Here is a 16,234-nt window from a genome sequence, read left to right as displayed (position 1 = left end):
TGTCAGCTGCGAAGAAGGAAGAGTATGAAGCGTTTGCAGCATTTCGTCAACCTTCTTTTTCACCCTGCTTTACTCGGCATTTGCATGCGTCGTTCAGCGAGGGGGCGAATTATAGCCGTGCCCCGCACGCCCCGCAAGGGCTATTTTCCCGCCCGGCGAAACAGCCCTGGCACCGCACTTGCTTATACCAGCCTATGCACTGCCCACTGAGGGGAGCAACTCTGGGCCTGGCAGCAACACTGGGGACAGCCCGGTTCGCTTTGCTTTGCTCCCATCTGTGACAGGTGCTACATTATGGAACACTCTCGATATTCAAAAGAGCGCCGCAGTACAGGGCCCAACGGAGGCAACGAGATCATGTATCAACCGTCAGCTACTTACCGTAGCGCACCGTTTTCGTCCATCGCGGACCCGAACACTTTGCCGGCAGGACAAGACAACGTCCCCGTCATCATCGAAACGTCCCATCAGCGCTCAGTCGCCTTTGGCCTGTCGCCCACCGCCACGCCAGAATTTACGCCGGCCGGCAAATCCGATCTGTCCTTGCTGATCGAGCAAAACCGCATGCTGCACGCGCACGCGCTGCCAGCGATGGAAACCCTGTACCAGCAAATCGTCAATACGCACAATATGGTGATCTTGACGGATGCCAACGGCGTCATCGTGCATTCGCTGGGCGACGATGACTTTCTAGAGAAAGCCAACCGTGTCGCCCTGCAGCCGGGTGTGGCATGGTCAGAACAAAGCCGCGGCACGAATGCCATCGGTACGGCCATCACGGAAAAAGTAGCGACTTTGGTCCATGCAGACCAGCATTACCTGGCCGCCAATCATTTCCTGACGTGCTCAGCCGCCCCCATTACCGACCACCGCGGCAATGTCATCGGCGTGCTGGATGTCTCCAGCGACCAACGCAGTTTTCATAAGCATACGATGGCCCTGGTGCGCATGTCGGCGCTGATGATCGAAAATCAGCTGTTTTCCGCCACCTTCGAAGATGCCATCACCGTGCACTTCCACGCGCGCCCCGAATTCATCGGCACCTTGATGGAAGGCATCGCCTCGTTCACCCCAGGCGGACGCTTTCTGTCAGCCAACAAGAATGGCTTGTTCCAGCTGGGCCTATCATTTGCCGCGCTACAATCACATACCTTCAGCTCCCTGTTCGGCTTGCCCGTTTCCGCGCTGTACGAGCATTACCGCACGGCCGCTCCCGGTCTGCTGAACCTCTGCATGCACAGCGGCGTGCGCGTGTACGGACGCGCGCAGTTGCGCCTGGCCAATAGTGTCTTCCAACATGGATTTGCATCCAACACCGACCATAGCGATATCAACACCGTGCCGGTCCAGGTTCCCGCGCCGGCCAGCCATGCGGCCAACGCGGCGCGGCGCCTGTCCGGCCTGCGCTACTTGCGCACGGGCGACCCGCAACTGGAATTGGTGATTGAAAAGGTCAACAAGGTATTGGGGCGCGACATTCCGATTCTTGTCATGGGCGAAACGGGGACCGGCAAGGAATTGCTGGCGCAAGCCATCCACAATGATTCTCCGCGCGCCATGGGGCCGTTTATCGCCGTCAATTGCGCCTCGATCCCGGAAACCCTGATCGAGTCTGAACTGTTCGGCTATGAAGACGGGGCGTTCACGGGCGCGCGCAAGAAAGGGGCAATAGGCAAGATACTGCAAGCCAATGGCGGCACCCTATTCCTCGATGAGATCGGCGACATGCCCTTTGGCTTGCAGGCGCGGCTGTTGCGCGTGCTGCAGGAACGCATGGTCACACCGCTGGGTAGCAGCAAATCGATCACCGTGAATGTGGAACTCATTTGCGCCACGAATCACAACTTGCGCGAACGCATGGCCAAGGGACTCTTCCGTGAAGACTTGTATTACCGTTTGAATGGCCTGGTGGTAAAACTGCCGCCGTTGCGCGAGCGCACGGACCTGGACACGGTCGTCAAAAAAATCCTCGCGACGGAAGCGCCCGACACGCGCTATACGGTGGCGCCTGACATCCTGCGCATGTTCCACCAGCATAAATGGCCAGGCAACTTCCGCCAGCTGACCAATCTGTTGCGCACGGCCATCGTCATGGCAGGCGACGAACATGAAATCTGTTTGCGCCACATGCCTGATGATTTCCTCGACGATATTGAAATGACGCAAGCCAGTGCCGCCAGCGCCAGCACGGACCGCATGATCGCCGCCGGCGCCAACCTGGAAGAGATGGAACAAAGCGCGATCCTCAAATCGCTGGACGCGCATGGCGGCAACGTCTCGGCCACGGCGCGGGCCTTGGGCGTATCGCGCAACACGATCTATCGCAAGGTGCCGCATCTGAAATAGCCTAGAGTAGACGGGCAAAGCCGGGCGACATCTTGCGCTGGCCCGACTTGTCGATAGTCATCAGGTCAACGCCCTGCATGTGCGCGGCCATCGCATGCGCACGCGCGGCCCCCGTCACCATGAAGGTCGTCGACAAGCCATCGGCCAGCAAGCCCGTGGGTGCCAGCACGGTCACGCTGGCCAGTTCGCCCGGCGAATCGCCCTTCGAGGGGTCGAAGATGTGGTGATGCACGAAGTCGGGCGTGAACGTGCATTCGTAATCGCCCGACGTGGCCACGCTGCGCCCCTCCACTTTCAGGGTGGCCGCCAGGATTTCGCCGTCGCGCGGGTCCTGGATGCCCAAGGTCCAGGGACGGCGCACGGAACGTTGTCCACGCGCAATGAATTCGCCCGTGTCGAGCAGCGCGTGGCGTATGCCGCGTGCCTGCACGGCCGCCAGCGCCATGTCCGCCGCATAACCTTGCGCCAGGCCATTCAAGGTCAGTGCCATGCCGGGTTGGAGAAAACGCACTTCGCGCCTATCCCACGCCAGTTGCCTCCAGCCTACCCGCCCTTGCGCCGCGCGGCGCAATGTCTCCGTCGGCAAGCTTTCCTGGGCTGCCGCCGCGCGAAACAGTTGCCACAACGGTTGCACGGTAATATCAAACGCCCCATCGCTGCATTGCGACAAGGCTTGCGCCTGTGCCAGCACGGCCAGCAAATGCGCGTGCGGCCGGCCTAGTCGGCCATCACGGTTCAGTTGGAAGACTTGGCTGGCCGGACTGTAAATGCTCATCAGGCGGTCGATATTCTTGGCCGCATGCAAGGCGTCTTCAATGGCCAGTTCGGCCTGGTGCTGATCGTGGTGCACTACAGTAACGGCGATCGTCGTGCCAAATGCCAGCGCGGCGCCTTGATAAGGCCGCACGCCGGACGCCGCGGCAGTGCCGCGCGCCATGCTGCCAGGCAAAGACAAGCCCACCATGCCGGCCACGCTGCCGATGGCTGCGGAAATAAACGTTCTACGCTGCATTGCTGCCCTCCTCTGCCGTGGCCCGGACTATGGGAATGGTGCGGGCACGCTTGATTTCCAGCATCAAGGGTGCGCATTTTTCATCGCTGGCGTAAATCACCACGCAATCCATGCACTGGAAACACTCACCGTAATCGACTTTCCCGCTCGGCGCGATGGCGTGATACTCGCAACGGTGGCGGCAGGTCTGGCAGGGCGTGCCGCATTCCGTGCGGCGCGGAATCCATTCAAACAGACGAAAGCGCCCCAGCAACGCCAGCGCCGCACCAAACGGGCACAGGTAACGGCAAAAGAATTTATAAGAAACACTGCTGAGCAACAACAAGCCCACGGCATACGTGACGAAGGGCCAGGCGCGCACGAAGTTCAGGGTAATCGCCGTCTTGAACGGTTCCAGCTCCACCAGCTTGTCCGTGATCTGGCTGGAAAACACGCTGCTGCCGAGAATGGCCGCCAGCAAGCCATACTTGATCCATTTCAAGCGCCCATCGAGACGCGGCTTGATCTTCCACTGCGGCAAGCGTAGCCACTGGCCCAGCTTGCCCGTCAATTCCTGCATGGCGCCAAACGGACACAGCCAGCCGCAAAACGTGCCGCGCCCCCAAATCAGCAGACTGAGCAGCACGAAAGCCCACAGGATCACCGTCATCGGATCGAACAGGAAAAAGCCCAGGCTGCGACCCGCCAGCAGCGCCTGGAGTGCGCCCGTGATATTGACGATCGATAACTGCCCCTGCGCGTAATACCCGATGAAGCCGATGGTGAACACCAGGAACAGGCTGCGAAACCAGGTAAATTGCCGCCCCTCGCGCACCAGGCGTTTCTGCCACGCCAATGCGCCGGACAGCAGCGCCAGCCCGGCGACCAATAGCAGCAGCTCAGCCTTGCGGTTCTTCCACGTGCCGCGCCAGGTGGCATCGTCGCCTTGCGGCGCCGTATACAAATCGGCCGGCAAGCGGTAGTTGAAATCCACGTTGCGAGCGATGCGTTCCGGATACACGATACCCTTGTTGCGCGTGATGGGGAGAGAAAATGCCAGCGGGCTGGCCGCATCGAGTCCCGCCTGGCTGATGATGCGAAAGACAGCGACATTTTCCGTCGGCAACGCTGCCCCCTCCGACAAGTTCAACTCCAGGTCCAGGTCGCGCATGTCGATGGGCAAGCCATCCTGCTTCAGCAACAGCCGGTCGGGCACGGTGCCGCGCACGAAGTCGTCGCCCAGCACGCTGTAACGCCCGCGCGACATGACGAGGATGGCATGGTCGCCCTCGTCGAGCCGGTTGCGCAATTTGTTCCAGCTGCGTTCCGTCAACAGATTGCGTCCCACCGTGGGCACGGACACATACGCCAGGTACAGGTCGATGAACACGCTGTCCGGTGCGCTCGCGGCTTCCACATCGAGTCCCGCGCCGGGGCTGCCGGCAAACAAGGTTTCCACGTCCTTGTTGCTCAGGTGTACATGCTGAATCAAGCCCTGTTTGAGCATCTGCGCCGCGCTGAGTTTTTCAAACACCTCCATGCGGATACGGGCAATCTGGTCGGGATCGCGGCCTTGCGCGAAGCCGAGTTTCTTACGCGACACTTTTAAGGCCGACGCCAGCACGCTCTGGTTGATGATGCGCACGGAGGCCGTGGCCTTCGACACGCCGTCGATATCGGCATGGGTGGCGTCTGGCGCGCGTTTCTTCCTGGCATCGATGGCGATATTCTGTTTCAGCGACAGACCCTGGTACTGTTTGACGAACTGGAACAGCGGTGCTTCACCCAGGCCATCGAGAAACACGGGTTCGTGCTGCGACAGCACGGCCACGTCCAGAAAATCGCCCTGCGGATTGATGGCGATCAATAAATTGACGGGCACGCCGGAAAAGCCGGGAATGGGGGCCAGGTCCAACGATTCAAAAACGTAGCCGACCAGTTCGGTGGCCGTGGCGTTTTGCCGGAACAAGGGCCAGACGGGCAAGTCGGCCTCCTTGTCGCCAACGATGAGGGGCGCAGGAAAGCGCCGTGCCAGCTCGGCTTTGGTCAGCACGCCCGCCCACGCCTGTCCCAGGATAAACAGGAATAGCCAGCATCCGATGAATAGCCGCATTATCCGCATGTATTGCGCTCCGTGCGGCGCCCTGTCGCAAGGCGCCGCGTTCATTAATTAGAAGAAAATAATGCCGCCCAGGGACACGCCATTCATCTTCGCTTCGCCACCGGCAAAACCTTTCGAGCGCGTCTGACCCAATTCACCCACCAGGGTGATCGCGCTGTTGAGCGAGTAATACGCACCCAGGGTCAGGTTGGCGTTCGACTTCAAGCCGCCCGTACCGGCCGTGTTATCGTCGTTCTTGCTGATGCCGTAGGACAAGCCCAGCTTCAGCTTGTCTATCGTCTTGTAAGTGCCTTGCAGCAGCCAGTTCTTCGACTTGGTATCGCCCTGGTCCGCATCGGACAAGATACCCAGCCCTTTGCCGCCCTGGAAGTTGACCAGCACGCCGGCCGGCCCCATCTGGTACGAGCCGCCCACTTCCACGCCACGCATGGTCAGGTCATCGACACCTGGCGTTTTCGAGGTGAATTTTTGCGACTTCACGCCGAGCCAGGCTTTCAAGCCTTCCTGCACATACGTCAGCTGCGCTTGCACTTGCGGACTCGACTTCGAAGAATAGGTCGAGCCTGCCACGATGGGCGTATCGGAAACGGGGCTGACCAGCGCCACGTCGGCACCAAAACCGCCCGACTTCGGCGTGCTGTACATGATCTGGCCATAGTTACCCAGATAGGTATAACCGGCGCCGATATGGCCCAGGGTCACCCGGCCCCGCTGCGTCGCCTGCACCGGTGCGCCCGAGCCCAATAAGGTCATGTCGGACAGGATCGCATTCGCGCCGAAGATGCCATAGTCGCGGCCCAGCTTGAAGGTGCCCATCTGCTCATTGCCAAAGGTAAAGAATGCCTGGCGCACATCGACCACGCTGTTCTGGCTGATGGCGCTGTCGGTGGCCGTCGAGTTGTAGATGCCGATCAAGGCTTTCACGTCGTACTCGCCCAGGCGCGACGAAGCGGAAGTGATCAAGCCATTCGGCAGCAAGCCGTTGCCGATTGTGGTGCGATCCTTTTCGCCGCCGCAACCGAGCGCCTGGCCGCCCAGCGCCAGCCCGCCCACCGCATCGCCCGAACACGACACTTGCGTGTAATAGGCGTTGACGATGCCGCCCACCGACACCGTCCAGTCACCAGCCTTGATATCGACAGCTTGCGCCTGCCCCATCGCTGCGATTGTCATGACACCCAGGCTCCCCAGCTTGATCCATAGCTTCATTTTTTTCTCCTCTTTCTTCTCTGTTTTTAGTGTGCACACCAAAGCTTGATGTACCTCAAGCTTTGGCAATAAGCGTGCCCAGCACGGCTCAGAGGGGAAAAGAAAAAAATGGCGTGTCGACGTGTGCAACAGCGGATCAATCGCCACGCACGGTGTTCATTTTTTGACCGAAAGTATGCATAGCCGAGGTACAGGTAAACAAAAAACTGACGGCCTGGGCCGTCAGAAAAAAGAAAGCGCCCGGCAGACGGGGAGACACCCATCCGAGTGGCCCGGGCGTTTCACCCCTTACTTCGATGCCAGCTTGAAGACCCACACGGAACCGCCCTGTTCCAGAAAGTTGACCTTCTTGGCGACTTCGCCGCCCCACAGCGGCACCGCGCCACCCCAGCCGGAAACGACGGCCACATATTGCGTGTCGCCATCCTGCCAGGTGACGGGTGGCGCCACGACACCGGAGCCCGTCTGGAATTTCCACAGCGCCTTGCCCGTCTTCGCGTCGACGGCTTTCAGGTAGCCTTCCGGCGTGCCGTAGAACACCAGATTGCCGGCCGTGCTCATCACGCCACCCCACAGCGGCGCGTTGTTCTTGATTTCCCAGACGATCTTGCCCGTCTTCGGATCGATGGCGCGCATGGCGCCGATGTAATCGTCAAACAAAGGCTTGATGGTGAAACCGGCACCCAGGAAGGCGCCACCCTTCTTGTAGCTGATCGGCTCGTTCCAGATGTCCATGCCCCATTCGTTGGCAGGCACATAGAACAGCTTGGTTTGCGGCGAGTACGCCATCGGCATCTGGTTTTTGGCCCCCAGGAAAGCGGGCGCGGCAAACACGGTCGTACCTTTCTTGCCCTCTTCTCCCTTGGTCGGGTCGCCAGGGCGGCCGGCGGCGATGTAGTTCGGCCGTCCCGTCTTCAGGTCGATGCTGCTGGCCCAGGTGATTTTCTTTACAAACGGAAAAGCGTTCTGCAGCTTGCCGTTCGTTGCATCGATAACATAGAAGAAACCGTTGCGGTCGGCCTTGCCGCCGTAACGCTTGCCATCCATGTCAAAGGTGACGAACTCGTTGGCGCCGTCGAAGTCCCAGGCATCGTTCGGCGTGTTTTGATACGCCCACTTGATCTGTCCCGTTTTCACGTCCAGCGCCACGGTGGACGACGAGTACAGATTGTCGCCGGGACGCAAGTGGCTGTTCCACGGCGCCGGGTTGCCGGTGCCAAAATACGCGAGCTTGGTTTGCGGATCGTAGGTGCCGCCCATCCAGGTCGAAGCGCCGCCGGTTTTCCACAGGTCGCCCGGCCAGGTTTTGTTCACGGTGCCAGATACGCCGTTATCGATGGCCTTGCCATCCTTGTCGTAGCGGTGGCCCATATGGCCTTCCACGGTAGGACGGCTCCACACCAGGTCGCCCGTCATCGGGTTGCGCGCCTCGACCCGGCCCACGATGCCGAATTCGCCGCCCGACACGCCCGTCAGCAACAAGCCTTCGGCGATCAGCGGCGCGGCCGTCATCGAGTAACCGGCCGCATAATCGTCGATCTTTTCCTTCCAGACGATCTTGCCCGTATTCTGGTCCAGCGCTACCAGGTAGGCGTCGAGCGTGCCGAAAATCACCAAATTGCCGTACAGGGCGGCACCGCGGTTGACCACGTCGCAGCACGGCATGATGCCGTCCGGCAAGCGATGCTCATATTTCCACAGCTTGGCGCCCGTTTTCAAGTCAACGGCAAAGATGCGCGAATACGATGCTGTGACGAACATCTTGCCGTTATGAATCAATGGCTGCGATTCCTGGCCCCGCTGTTTTTCGCCGCCAAACGAGAACGACCAGGCCGGCACCAGCTTGGCCACGGTCTTGTCATTGATCTGCGTCAACGGCGAATAGCGCTGGCCCTGCGTGCCCATGCCAAACGACAAGACGCTGGCCGGATTCTTCGCAGTACTGTCGAGCATGGCATTGGTGACATTGCCCACGTCGGCCGCCTGGGCCAGCGTAGCAAAACCCAAACCGACGAGTATCCCCATGATTTTTTTCTGCACAATCATCTCCCTCTGTTTTATTAGTATGTGTGTATCAGGTCTTGCGGTGCTCATGCGGCTGGGCATGCAATAGCGCGCACTCTTCATCGGTGAACAGGCGCGAGCGTGTCAGGAAGCGCTTGCCCGTGCCGTTGTCGAGTGAAAACATGCCGCCATTGCCATCGACCACATCGATAATCAACTGGGTATGCTCCCAGTACTCGAATTGCTCGAGCCCCATGTAGAACGGTGTGCCATTCAAATTGCCGAGATAAATATCGGTATCACTGACATCGAACTCGCCCAGCGCGTAGCACATGGGCGCACTGCCGTCGCAGCAGCCACCCGACTGGAAAAACATCAGCGGGCCGTGACGCTGGCGCAACTTGTCCATCATTTCCAGCGCCGCATCGGTGGCGACCACCCGGGCAATTGCTGCACTCATGGCATCCCTTTCTGCGCGCCGCACCTGGATAGACAGGTGCGGTGCCTGTTGCCGGTTTAGAAGAAGCCCAGCGCTTTCGGGCTATAGCTCACCAGCAAATTCTTCGTTTGCTGGTAGTGGTCAAGCATCATCTTGTGGTTTTCGCGGCCAATACCCGACTGCTTGTAGCCGCCGAACGCGGCGTGGGCTGGATACAGGTGGTAGCAATTGGTCCACACGCGGCCCGCCTGGATGGCGCGGCCCATGCGGAAGGCGCGCGAACCGTCACGCGTCCACAAGCCGGCACCCAGGCCGTACAAGGTATCGTTGGCAATCGCCAGCGCTTCGGCCTCATCCTTGAAGGTGGTCACAGACACGACTGGCCCGAAAATCTCTTCCTGGAAGATGCGCATCTTGTTGTGGCCCTTGAACACCGTTGGACGCACGTAGTAACCGCCCTCCAGGTCGCCCGCCTGCGTGTGGCGCTCGCCGCCAGCCAGCACTTCGGCGCCTTCCTGACGGCCAATGTCGAGGTAGGACAGGATTTTTTCCAGCTGCTCCTGCGACGCCTGCGCGCCGATCATGGTGCTGGCATCGAGCGGGTTGCCCTGCTTGATGGCGGCCACGCGCTTCAAGGCCCGTTCGATGAATTTTTCGTAGATCGATTCCTGGATCAGCACGCGCGATGGGCAGGTGCACACCTCGCCCTGGTTCAGCGCAAACATGGTGAAGCCTTCCAGGCACTTATCGAAATAATCATCATCGGCATCCATCACGTCTTCAAAGAAGATGTTCGGCGACTTGCCGCCCAGCTCCAGGGTGACGGGAATCAGGTTTTGCGCCGCGTAACCCATGATCAAACGGCCCGTGCCCGTTTCACCCGTAAAGGCGATCTTGGCGATGCGCTTGCTCGACGCCAGCGGCTTGCCCGCTTCCAGGCCGAAACCGTTGATGATGTTCAACACCCCCGGTGGCAGCAGGTCGCCGATCAGTTCGATCAACACCATGATGGAGGCGGGGGTTTGCTCGGCCGGTTTCAAGACGACGCAATTGCCGGCAGCCAGGGCTGGCGCCAGTTTCCACACGGCCATCAGAATTGGGAAATTCCATGGAATGATCTGGCCCACGACGCCCAGCGGCTCATGGTAGTGATAGGCATACGTTTCCGCATCGATTTGCGCGACGGAACCTTCCTGCGCGCGGATGCAACCGGCAAAGTAACGGAAATGGTCGATGGCCAGCGGAATGTCGGCATTCATCGTTTCACGGATCGGCTTGCCGTTATCGATGGTTTCCGCCGTGGCGATCAGGCTCAGGTTCTGTTCGATGCGGTCGGCGATGCGGTTCAGGATATTGGCGCGCTCGGCAGGTGAAGTCTTGCCCCAGGCATCCTTGGCGGCATGCGCGGCATCCAGCGCCAGCTCGACGTCTTCCGCCGTGGAACGGGCGATTTCGCAAAACGGCAAACCGGTGATCGGTGTGATGTTGGGAAAATATTCACCTTTTACTGGTGCAACGAACTTGCCGCCGATGTAATTGTCATAGCGTTGTTTGAAGGGGTTGGCTACGCCCAGTTTGCTGATGTCTGCGAGATTCATGTCGTCCTCTATCAGGTTAATTAGAATGGAATTGATTTAATTAAAATCAAACGTCTGTTACAGATGGGGTGAGTACACGGAGTCTTCCGCAAATGCCGTGCCAGCTCGCCGTCCCACTACCAACTTAGCCGGTTTTACCCTTGTTACAAGGGCATGGCGGCCAGATCGATGCGCTTGATCGCCACCGCACGCCGGTCGTTCAGCCCAGGGGACTGTGTGTGCGTTTTGAACAAGGCAGGACTATCCTGTTCCAATTCGGGCCAGCGCCGTCCGTTCCCTGCGCCGCTGCACAATGGAACAGGTGTACCAGTCTGTAACACCTTTGCTGTGCCGCTAGCGAATCACCACGCCCCATGGCAATTCACCCACGGCAATATCGGCCACCTTGCGCGCGCTGGCCGTGTCGATGACAGAAACGCTGTTCGAGCGGCCATTGGCCACGTACAGCTTGGCGCCGTCGGGCGTGATGGCCATGTTCCACGGGCGCTTGCCGACGGCTATGCTTGCCGTCACCTTGTTGCTGATCGTGTCGATCACCATCACCGTGCCATCCGTGCCATTCGAAACATACAGCTGCTTGCCACTGGGATGGACGGCGATGCCGTTGGCATTCTTGCCCGCTGGAATAGTGGCAATCGCCTTGCGCGCGGTCATGTCGATCACGTAGACGGCATTGACCAGTTCGCACGCCACGTAGGCGCGGCCCGAGTCCGGACTGAAACCGATGCCGCGTGGACGCAAACCCACGGCAATGGAAGCCACTTGGCGGCGTTGCGCCACATCAATGACATCGACTTGCTCAGCCTCTTCTGCACTGACCAGCAGCCAGCGCCCATCGGGGCTGAAGACGGCATGTTCCGGATTGCGCCCTTGCACCTTGATGTCGGCCAGCAATGTGCCCGTCTGACCATCGAGCAAGGCCACGCTATTGTTTTCCTCGACGGCCACGGCCACGTAACGACCGTCCTGGGAAGCACTGACGCCCTCGGGCGACTTGCCCAGCGCCACGCTGCGCACGGGCGTGCCGCCAGCGTTATCGATCAGCAACAAGGCGCTGCTGGCGGCATCCGTAACAAACAATTGGCGTCCGGTGGGGCCGGCGGCGATGCCGCGAGGACGCGTGCCGGCGGCGATCTGGCGCACCACTTGGTCGGTAGCCGTGTCGATCACGCTCAGGGTGCCCGATTTTTCATTGGGCACATAGGCAAACGGAGCGGCTTGGATGGCGCTGCTGGCGAGCGCAGGCAACAGCCAGCACACCTGGCGCAAGCGCGAGAAGAAGTTGGGCATAATCACCTTTTCAATGGCAAAACGAGGGAAAAGCGCGCGGTATCGGCGCATCTGACCATTGCTGCATGCAAACGCCGTGCCACTGACAAGCGTATAATTTCAGCCCACCAATGGAGACATGGCAGGCATATTGCTTGATAAGACTAGGCAGACTTATGCCACACACGCCGCTCAAGCCGGCTTTTATTCATTTGGAGAATCCGCATGCAGCATCGTTTCCGCCTGAACACCATTGCCAGTCTGTTTGTCGCCGGCAGCGCCACCCTCGCGCCCCACATCTTCGCCGCCGAGGCCGCTGACTTGGCCAACGGGCAACTCATGGACACAGTGGTCGTCAGCGGCAGCCGCATCGCCCACCCCAGCCAGGAAGTGCCGGCTTCCATCGACGTCGTCGACAGCGCCCGCATCCAGGATGGACAAATCCGCGTCAACGCGTCGGAAGCGCTGGCCGCCGTGCCGGGCCTGGTCGTGCAGAACCGTCAGAACTATGCGCAAGACTTGCAAATCTCGTCGCGCGGCTTCGGCGCCCGCTCGGCCTTCGGCGTGCGCGGCGTCAAACTGATCAGCGATGGCATTCCTGCGAGCATGCCCGACGGCCAAGGCCAGGCCGCCACCTTCAACCTCGATACGGCCGAGCGCATCGAAGTGCTGCGCGGACCGTTTTCTGCCATCTACGGCAACCACTCGGGCGGCGTGATCCAGCTGTTTTCCAGGGATGGCCAACATCCCCCATCCGTGGAACTGAACGTGACGGGCGGCAGCTACGGCACCAGCAAGGTGGACCTGACGGCGCAAGGCCAGGCAGGCGGCATCGGCTACGTGCTCGACGGTTCGCGCTTCCGCACGGACGGCTTCCGCAACCACAGCACCGCCACGCGTGAACAGGCTTTCGGCAAGATCACCGTCAAGCCCACTGCAGACAGCAAGCTGACCATCGTCGCCAACAGCCTGCACCAGGGCAATACGCAAGATCCGCTGGGCCTCACCTGGCCCACGTTTTCCCGCGACCCGCGCGCCGGTGAAATCGACGCGAGCGATACGCAAAACCCGAAGCGCACCCTGGCCGAACGCTACAACACGCGCAAGAGCATCGACCATCAGCAAATCGGTGCCACCTACGAGCAATCGTTCGGCGATGACCGCCTGCATGTGATGGCGTATGGCGGCAACCGCGAGGTGATCCAGTACCAGGCATTTACCAAAGGCTTCCAGGCGCCAGCCAGCCATTCGGGCGGCGTGGTCGACTTCCAGCGCCAGTTCTATGGTATCGATACCAACTGGCTGCACGTGAACCAGCTGGCCGGCGGCAAGCTGAGCACCACCATCGGCATCGACTATGGCCGCTCCAGCGATGACCGCACCGGCTATGAGAACTTCATCGGCAATAGCTTTGGCGTAAAAGGCAAGCTGCGCCGCGACGAGCAAGATGTCGTCTCCAGCCTCGATCCTTATATCCAGATGGAATGGCAAAGCGGACCATGGCTGCTCAGCGCAGGTGTGCGCTACAGCAAGATGAAAGTGGCGGTCGACGACCATTTCCTCGGCAATGGCGATGACAGCGGCAGCCTGGAATTCAGCCATACGACGCCGGTGCTGGGTCTGCTCTACAAGCTCACGCCAAACGTCAACGTCTACGCCAGCGCCGCGCGCGGCTTTGAAGCGCCCACCTTGAACGAACTGTTTTACTCGGGCACGGGCGGCGGCTTCAATTACCAGCTGAAACCGGCCACCAGCACCAATCTGGAAGTGGGCGTCAAGGCCAGAATCAATAGCAACACGCATGTGAATACGGCCGTATTCCAGATCAAGACCAACGACGAACTCGTAGTCGACAAGTCCAGCGGCGGGCGCACCAGCTATCGCAATGCAGGTAAAACCTTGCGCCAGGGTATGGAGGTGTCGCTGGACTCGAACCTGCCGTATGGCTTCACGACAAAAGTGGCGCTGACCAGCCTGCACGCCGTGTATGACCAAGCGTTTGGCAGCGTGCGCGAAGGCAGTCGCTTGCCGGGCGTGCCCAGCGCCAACCTGTTTGCAGAACTGGCCTGGAAAGACACGCTAGAGCGTTTTGGCGCAGCGCTGGAAAGTGTGGCTAGCAACCAGGTCTACGCGGAAGACAGCAACAGCGAAAAGCCGGCACCCGGCTACACGGTGTTCAATGCGCGGTTCAATGCAAAACAAAGCGTGGGCAACTGGCGCTTCAAGGAATTTGCCCGTCTGAACAATCTTTTCGACAAGACCTACGTGGGCTCCGTCATCGTCGGCGACAGCAACAAGCGCTACTATGAAGCGGCGCCAGGCCGTAACTGGCTGCTAGGTGTCAGCGCCCAGTATTCCTTCTAATAAAAAGCCCACGCCTCTTCCGATGCGCGGGCTTTTCAACTAAAGCAAGCGACTTCAGGGCCGCGCTTCCTTCACGCCATACTTTTCAAAAATGGCTTTCAGCTCGCCGCTGGTGGCCATCTCGTTCATGGCTGCCTGCAGCAACTTGCCCACATCGAGCTGCTGGCGGCTGACGGCCAGGCCCACAGCCCAGCCGGCACGCGGCAAGCGGGCGAACGCCACTTCACTCAAGGGAAAAGCGGGATCGCTTTTCAGCAGCGATTCGATTTCCGAACGGTTGGCCAGCACGGCGTCGAGCTGACCCGCCTGCAATTGCCGCAAGGCTTCGGCGGCCGTGTCGAAGATACGCACGTCATCGCGGTACTTGCCATTCTCTTCACCCAGCATCAGCATGGCCGCGATCGAGACCTTTTCCACGCCGATGCGCTTGCCGGCCAGCGAAGCGACGCCATCGAATTGCGGCACGGCTTGCGCGCTGCGCACCAGACGCACGGTTTCCACGTAATACGGCGCAAAGATTTCAACCTTGTCGTTATCCGCCATCAGCTTCTTGTCGACCGGCACATGCAGCATCACGTCGGCAGGACCGTAACCCAGGTAATGGCCCTTCCACACCATATTACGCAAATCGTCGTTCAGGTTTTCGCCGGCGGGAAATGGCAGCAAGCTCAGTTTTAAACCCAGCTTTTTCGCCAGCGCTTCGGCGATGTCGATATCGATGCCCGTGCCCTTGTCGGAAAACGGCGCAAACTCGTTATACACAGCCACTTTCAGGCTGCCCGACTGCTGCACTTTCTGCCAGTCGGCGCGCGCCGGCGCGGCTGCGCACAGCGCCAGGCAGGCGAGCGAGATCATCGCACGCGCGCCCCGGAATTGAAATGAACGCATGGGACTCCTTCGTGATCAGTTCGATTCTCTGCGGGTTTCCAGATAGGTCTTGATGGCCCACATGGCTTCCTGGTTGAAGACGCCTTCGAACGGCGGCATGTACACGGCGCCATTACGTACTTTACCGTGGCGTATGGTGGTGAGGTAGTAATTATCCGTCTCCTTGTAGCAAGCCTGTTTCTTTGTCTCATTCTTGATGCCGAAACAATCGCGGTCGAGCTGGCGCAAGTCCGGCGCGATGCCGCCCGAGATGGCTTCGATGCCGTGGCAGCGTGCGCAATTCTGGTTGTAGGCCGACGTGCCCACCGTTAAAGCCAGCTTGTTGCCACGATATGGGTTTTGCTCGAGCCACTTGTCGCCCACCTTGGGCAAGCCCGTGGTGTCGACGCCTTGCGGCGTGACATTGCCATGCGCATAGGCGTGCGGCAAGGTCAGCAAGGAAGTAAGGGCAACGGCGCCGGCGGCTGCCACGCCGAGCAGGGTACGGATGGAATAGGTCATGCTGGTCTCCTTGGTTTTTTTAGTGAATATCCAAGAAGAGCAAATGCCATGCCATGCCTATATGCCCCACATCCGGCCGTCCATGTATCAATCTGGAACAGCTGCAACACCTACTTGTTCCACCGCGCGCGTCAGCAGTCGAACAGCATGTCCGATGCAGGCCGCACGCTGTATGCTGTCTCGCGTGCCGCGAAAGCCAAGCCGAATGATGCGGACAGGCTCAAGAAATTTCTGGCCCGCTTTGCCCTTGACTGGGATAAAGTCTGCTTGATCAACAAATGACAAAGGCAGCGCGTAGCGCTGCTTTTTTTACGCCTGTACGCTGTAAAACCTGCCAAAGCACCAGACGAAAAAAAACCCCACCATCGCTGGCGGGGTTTTTCTCTTACTACGAATAACAAGCCTGACGATAACCTACTTTCACACTGGTTGCAGCACTATCATCGGCGCAAAGTTGTTTCACGGTCCTGTTCGGGATGGGAAGGGGTGGGACCAACTTGCTA

Annotated in this window: 11 protein-coding genes, 1 rRNA gene and 1 pseudogene; 3 read left to right on the top strand and 10 right to left on the bottom strand. The window is 59.7% G+C overall.

Translation table 11 applies throughout. The features are described from left to right. The first annotated feature begins 357 nt into the window (after positions 1-357). A complete protein-coding gene (locus ACQ4W7_RS28775; protein ID WP_436535127.1) occupies positions 358-2,346 on the top strand; it encodes a sigma-54-dependent Fis family transcriptional regulator in 1,989 nt (662 codons plus the stop codon). A 1-nt stretch (position 2,347) separates the two neighbouring features. On the opposite strand, the gene ACQ4W7_RS28770 is transcribed toward ACQ4W7_RS28775, so the two are convergent. The 7 genes from ACQ4W7_RS28770 to ACQ4W7_RS28740 all read right to left on the bottom strand — a co-directional run bounded on the left by ACQ4W7_RS28770 (position 2,348) and on the right by ACQ4W7_RS28740 (position 11,999). Continuing rightward, positions 2,348-3,358, bottom strand: coding sequence for an FAD:protein FMN transferase (locus ACQ4W7_RS28770; RefSeq protein ID WP_436535125.1), 1,011 nt, complete (start codon positions 3,356-3,358; stop codon positions 2,348-2,350). Beyond that, on the bottom strand, positions 3,348-5,450 hold the full coding sequence (locus tag ACQ4W7_RS28765) for a 4Fe-4S binding protein (protein ID WP_436535123.1): 2,103 nt from the start codon (positions 5,448-5,450) through the stop codon (positions 3,348-3,350). Before ACQ4W7_RS28765 ends, ACQ4W7_RS28770 begins: the two co-directional genes overlap by 11 nt. Positions 5,451-5,507: 57 nt before the next feature. Then, positions 5,508-6,668 (bottom strand): porin, encoded by a 1,161-nt coding sequence (locus ACQ4W7_RS28760; protein WP_436535121.1) that lies wholly within the window; start codon positions 6,666-6,668, stop codon positions 5,508-5,510. A 288-nt stretch (positions 6,669-6,956) separates the two neighbouring features. Continuing rightward, the gene (locus tag ACQ4W7_RS28755; RefSeq protein WP_436535119.1) at positions 6,957-8,693 is read right to left on the bottom strand and encodes a methanol/ethanol family PQQ-dependent dehydrogenase; all 1,737 of its coding nucleotides are present in this window, start codon (positions 8,691-8,693) and stop codon (positions 6,957-6,959) included. 49 nt (positions 8,694-8,742) lie between these two features. Next, on the bottom strand, positions 8,743-9,132 hold the full coding sequence (locus tag ACQ4W7_RS28750) for a DUF779 domain-containing protein (RefSeq protein ID WP_034756816.1): 390 nt from the start codon (positions 9,130-9,132) through the stop codon (positions 8,743-8,745). Positions 9,133-9,188: 56 nt separating this feature from the next. Next, entirely contained in the window at positions 9,189-10,709 is a 1,521-nt protein-coding gene (adh, locus tag ACQ4W7_RS28745) for an aldehyde dehydrogenase (RefSeq protein WP_426075111.1), read from the bottom strand. Between the two features lie 333 nt (positions 10,710-11,042). Continuing rightward, positions 11,043-11,999, bottom strand: a complete 957-nt coding sequence (locus tag ACQ4W7_RS28740) for a beta-propeller fold lactonase family protein (RefSeq protein WP_436535117.1) — start codon at positions 11,997-11,999, stop codon at positions 11,043-11,045. Positions 12,000-12,203: 204 nt separating this feature from the next. Between ACQ4W7_RS28740 and ACQ4W7_RS28735 the strand changes: the two genes are divergently transcribed. Further along, positions 12,204-14,342: a TonB-dependent receptor family protein gene (locus ACQ4W7_RS28735; RefSeq protein WP_436535115.1), complete on the top strand. Its 2,139-nt coding sequence runs from the start codon at positions 12,204-12,206 to the stop codon at positions 14,340-14,342. Positions 14,343-14,396: 54 nt separating this feature from the next. On the opposite strand, the gene ACQ4W7_RS28730 is transcribed toward ACQ4W7_RS28735, so the two are convergent. After that, a complete protein-coding gene (locus ACQ4W7_RS28730) occupies positions 14,397-15,230 on the bottom strand; it encodes a substrate-binding periplasmic protein (protein WP_436535113.1) in 834 nt (277 codons plus the stop codon). A 15-nt stretch (positions 15,231-15,245) separates the two neighbouring features. After that, the gene (gene pedF, locus ACQ4W7_RS28725) at positions 15,246-15,731 is read right to left on the bottom strand and encodes a cytochrome c-550 PedF (protein WP_035824926.1); all 486 of its coding nucleotides are present in this window, start codon (positions 15,729-15,731) and stop codon (positions 15,246-15,248) included. A 138-nt stretch (positions 15,732-15,869) separates the two neighbouring features. On the opposite strand from pedF, the pseudogene ACQ4W7_RS28720 reads away from it, so the two are divergent. Then, positions 15,870-16,013: pseudogene (locus ACQ4W7_RS28720) on the top strand (hypothetical protein); the annotation flags it as partial. 119 nt (positions 16,014-16,132) lie between these two features. Here ACQ4W7_RS28720 and rrf read toward each other — a convergent pair. Beyond that, positions 16,133-16,234 (bottom strand): 5S ribosomal RNA (rrf, locus tag ACQ4W7_RS28715); the annotation flags it as partial.

Source organism: Janthinobacterium algoris (genome assembly GCF_051380935.1).
Classification (GTDB): Bacteria; Pseudomonadota; Gammaproteobacteria; order Burkholderiales; family Burkholderiaceae_D; genus Janthinobacterium.
The sequence above is the reverse complement of the archived record's forward strand: the minus strand, read 5'-3'. Positions and strand labels throughout refer to the sequence as shown.